At 57.7% G+C, this 3,914-nt stretch carries 6 protein-coding genes; 3 read left to right on the forward strand and 3 right to left on the reverse strand.

Annotated elements, in window-relative coordinates; translation table 11 throughout:
* Positions 1-396 precede the first annotated feature (396 nt).
* On the reverse strand, positions 397-621 hold the full coding sequence (locus VN887_11705) for a hypothetical protein (protein ID HXT40668.1): 225 nt from the start codon (positions 619-621) through the stop codon (positions 397-399).
* A gap of 73 nt (positions 622-694) precedes the next feature.
* Positions 695-892, reverse strand: coding sequence for a hypothetical protein (locus VN887_11710; protein HXT40669.1), 198 nt, complete (start codon positions 890-892; stop codon positions 695-697).
* A 525-nt stretch (positions 893-1,417) separates the two neighbouring features.
* On the opposite strand from VN887_11710, the gene VN887_11715 reads away from it, so the two are divergent.
* Positions 1,418-1,657 carry a hypothetical protein gene (locus VN887_11715; protein HXT40670.1) on the forward strand — a complete coding sequence of 80 codons (240 nt, stop codon included), beginning with the start codon at positions 1,418-1,420 and terminating at the stop codon, positions 1,655-1,657.
* Here the strand turns inward: VN887_11715 and VN887_11720 are convergent.
* Positions 1,629-2,618 (reverse strand): sugar-binding domain-containing protein, encoded by a 990-nt coding sequence (locus VN887_11720; protein ID HXT40671.1) that lies wholly within the window; start codon positions 2,616-2,618, stop codon positions 1,629-1,631. The genes VN887_11715 and VN887_11720 overlap by 29 nt on opposite strands.
* A gap of 207 nt (positions 2,619-2,825) precedes the next feature.
* Between VN887_11720 and VN887_11725 the strand changes: the two genes are divergently transcribed.
* Complete coding sequence (locus tag VN887_11725) at positions 2,826-3,095, forward strand: hypothetical protein (GenBank protein ID HXT40672.1); 270 nt, start codon at positions 2,826-2,828, stop codon at positions 3,093-3,095.
* Between the two features lie 20 nt (positions 3,096-3,115).
* Positions 3,116-3,700 carry a GNAT family N-acetyltransferase gene (locus tag VN887_11730; protein HXT40673.1) on the forward strand — a complete coding sequence of 195 codons (585 nt, stop codon included), beginning with the start codon at positions 3,116-3,118 and terminating at the stop codon, positions 3,698-3,700.
* The last annotated feature ends 214 nt before the right edge of the window (positions 3,701-3,914 follow it).

The following is a 3,914-nucleotide window of genomic DNA, read 5'->3' on the forward strand; positions in this document are numbered from 1 at the left end:
AAGGGGCACAGCGGAGAATTTTTTCGTTTTCGGCCTTTATGAACAAAATCCGCGCACGTTTGCGCGGATTTCGTCAGCACGTCGCGCCAGCGGCGGGCTGTCAAGGTCAAAACGAACAAAATTGTCTGCTTGAACAAAATCGCGCATGCTTCGCGCGATTTCGTACCCCTTGGGCGCTCCGGTTTTATTCTGGCTTTCGCAGTAGGACCCCCTTTTTCGATTCATGCTCTGGCCGGTTGAGCCGGGGAAGAATAGAGAGATTTAGAGCGGGCCAGGTTGGGAACGAAAACCGCCCGCCGAAGCCGAAGCTCCGGCGTGAATGCTCGGGCGGCAGGAAAAGAAATGCGGGGCTGGTCTGCTTGGATTCATATACCGATGCGAAATCGGCAAGGTGTTCTAAACACCCTGCCCCCGGGCCGGCGACTTTGCGATTGGAGCCGATCGCAGCGTTTCGAGAGGGATGTGGATGGTGTGCAAGACGTGGGAAGCGTCCTCCACCACGACGCGATAGTAATCGCCCACGAGGCCGATTGATATCCGCCCGCCGGTTAATTCCGGGTATTCCTCTTCGACAAAGGCGCGGATTTCTTCACGGTATGCGGGTGGCTGGTTCGAATGCATTGGTGTTCCTTTACTAGCTGGTTAAGGGAAACCGCCCGCCGAAGCCGAAGCCCCGGCAGGCGGCAGACGGCGATTACTGGCTGGCCTCGTCCTTCTTCGGCTCGGTGCATACGATGCGGCCGCTCACGCTGATGCCCTCATGGATCACGACATCGAAGCCCTTGCCGCTCTTGTGCGGCCACACAACTCCGACTTCGCGCCAGTAGCCTTTGTCGTCATCGTTCTTCGGCGTGCTGACGACGTAGGCGCGGTGTGATGGTGACTTGCTCATGGAATTTTCCTTTCGTGTTGGCTGGCGCGGAATTGCGCCAGTGATGAAACAACGAAACCCGGCCAGAGGCCTTTCCAGGTCAACCTGCGCCGCGCTGCTTGCAGCGTGTCCGAAAAGCAATCGCGTCTTCGCGCCTATCAGCGAAACGCGATCTGTCTTTTTGGCGGCGCTGTTGACCGGGAAAGCTGCCGGGTTATCGTGTTTCCGTCACTGGCACCAATGGCATTTCGCGTCCAGCCTAAAAACGGGAAAGGAAATTTCAAAATGAGCGAGCAACAGGGCAAGGCCGGACAGTTCGGTGGCGACCAGGAAAGCGCGCTTCTCGGCGGGGCCCTGTGGAGGCCGCTAGAGGCAACCCCTTGATGCGGACACTGGTCAAGGCGCTTCTCCATGAGCTCGTCACCGGCGAAGACGACCGGGCGTTTCTGAAGGCGAGAGGCTGGCCTTAGGCGGGTCTTTTTACTTTCATGAATTCGTGCAAGGATGTCGCCCATTGATGAGGAAACAGCATAGGGAGACGCCATCGTGCCGAGGAAGAAAAGCGCCAAAGCGATGCTCGAAGAAAGCCGGGAACTGCTGACGGACATGAGAAATGGTTATGTCGCCGACGATGAAACCGCCTCATTGCCACTGAGGGTCCGGCACCATGTTTTGGTCGTGCTCGAAGATACGCTCGGTCTCCACGAGGGCAAAGAATACTCTGTCACAAAGGAGTATCGGGAACTGAGGGCAACGGTTAAGAGGGCAGCAACTCCGAATCCTTAAACGCCTTGTTGTGAACATCCGCAAGGGTTTCGCGGTCGGTGATCCACACGTTGAACAGTTCCGCTTTGAGTGCAGCGTATACCGCCCTCTCTTTGCGGGTTCCGGCAATGACGATCACAGTCTTTCCGTCTTTGACCATCTGCTTGAAAAATCCTATGCCTCGGCGGTTTGGGTCGTCATCACACGCGCCAGCCGTCAAGAAAAACCGCCACCTGTCCTGCGTGGCGCCGTTCAGGTCGAACAGGCAGTAGGCAAGGTCCGCGAAGGCTCCTTCCTCTGCAAGCTGTTCCGGGCTAATGATTGGCTCTAAGAGGCCCGTCATGGTGAGTTGACTGGTGAGGACTTTCGATTTGACAAGCCCAAGGCCCGCGAAGGCGATGGTTATGTCATCCATGCGCTTGATGACTTCGCGGATTGGCTGGCGTTTAGCCAGACCGTCGAGTTCCGCAGTGATTTTCTCCCGCGTCACGCCATCGTAAGGCGGAACCGTAGCGTAATGGCAATGCCCCGTAACACGCCCGCATTTGCTCCAAAGGATAGTGGCATTCACGAGCGGATCGACGTGTGACGCCGTTGACGCAAGCTCGCCGCGCCCAATCAAGGCGGTGGTGTGGATATGGACATTATCGCGCCGGTGGGTGCCGAGAGTTTCGCAAAATGTCAACAAAGTCTCGCCGCCTGAAATCCCGACGTGGTGCTGTCCTCGTGCCGTCAATTCCTCGAAGTAACGGGCGGCTTCAACGCCCCACAGGTTGAAAAGTTCCGGGTACTCGGCGTTCGGCACTGTGATGATCTTGCGCAGATGGGGAAACTGCTGCCGAAGCTCGTGTTCCTCGCCGCACTCCACGGTTTCAGGAATCTCGATCCGCACAATGCCGCGTTCCCGCGCCTGTTTTAGCCGCCGTGTGACACCACGGATTTCGATATTGTGCAGGCGCTTGGCGATTTCCTTCTTCGGCACGTGGTCCGCGTAATACCACTTTGCGACCTGCCGCAGCTCGGCAATGTCGAAAAGCTCCGGTTTAGACACCTTCCGCGCCCCTCCCCGCGCCGTTCCAGACACGAAATGCACGAACGAGCATGAACGCAGGTTAGAGCATGTTGCTTCAGGAACGCAACACCGGAGGTACGTGTCAAATAGGTCGAACACGCACGAGGAGTGGTGCTCATGACGGGTTTTCTAAAGATGATCTTGACCGACGCGGACGGGCTGGCCGCCTGTTCGGTCACAATCGAGTGCGCCTTACCGGGCGCATTCAATCCGGGGGGCGTTACCGCGTCCCCCGTTCCAATTCCGACGACCGACGGCGGGGCTTATCTGGCCCTTGAAATCATCTGGCCGGAAATCTGGCCGGCAAGACACAACGACGAAATCTGGCAGACCGGGCCTGATGGGACCTGCGCCTGGCGCAATCAGGCCGATGGCGTATTCGAGTGAGGCGATTTTTCGTAACGCGTATGAACAACAACGGAGCCAATGGCAGTTCAATCAAAATCCGTACGCCGCGGATGGACGACCTTCAGGGGATCGTCAGCGTCGTGCGGGCATGCGAGCCGTACCTTACGGCGCATATGTCCTACATCTACTGGATGCAAATCCGGCACTGCCGCGACACATGCGCCGTGGCGGTCATGGGCGGAGAGATCGTAGGCTGGTGCTCCATCATTCCGGGCTCCGGAGGGAGATACTTCGTTCATCAATTAGGCATCGCCCCAAAGGCCCGGCGGCAGGGGCTTGCCCAGTCCCTTCTCGCGCATCTGGTGAGCGAGCTGAGAAGGCGAGAGGACACGCCGGAACTTGAATTTACGATTGACCGCATGAACGGCGCGGCGCTCGACGTGGTGAAAACCGTCGCGGGCCGGGTGGAAATGCAATTGCGGAGGACGCCCGAGCCAGTCGGCTTGCTGGAAGACGGCTGTGCCGAGGATCTGTACGTAATGACGCCCGACGCGAGCCGGCGGGCGGATTTTTCAAATGAGGTTGCGAATGTTTTATGGACAACAACAGAAGGAACGGAAGCAACGAACGAATTGAGCTTTTAAAGAAACGCGAAGCCGAAATACGGGCCGCTATCGCGGCGGAAACGGTGAAGCGCAAGAAACGCGAGTTCAAGGAATTTGAACGCCTCAAAAACATCGTCGGCGGCGCGCTGCTGGCGAACGCGGCGGAAGATCCAGTTTTTGCCGCGCACCTGAAAGAAAGGTTGCAAAAGGCGGTGGTCGTCGAGGGCGAGAGGAATTTGCTTCGGTCGAAAGG

The sequence above is a fragment of the Candidatus Angelobacter sp. genome (assembly GCA_035607015.1).
In the GTDB taxonomy this organism is placed as follows: Bacteria; Verrucomicrobiota; Verrucomicrobiia; order Limisphaerales; family AV2; genus AV2.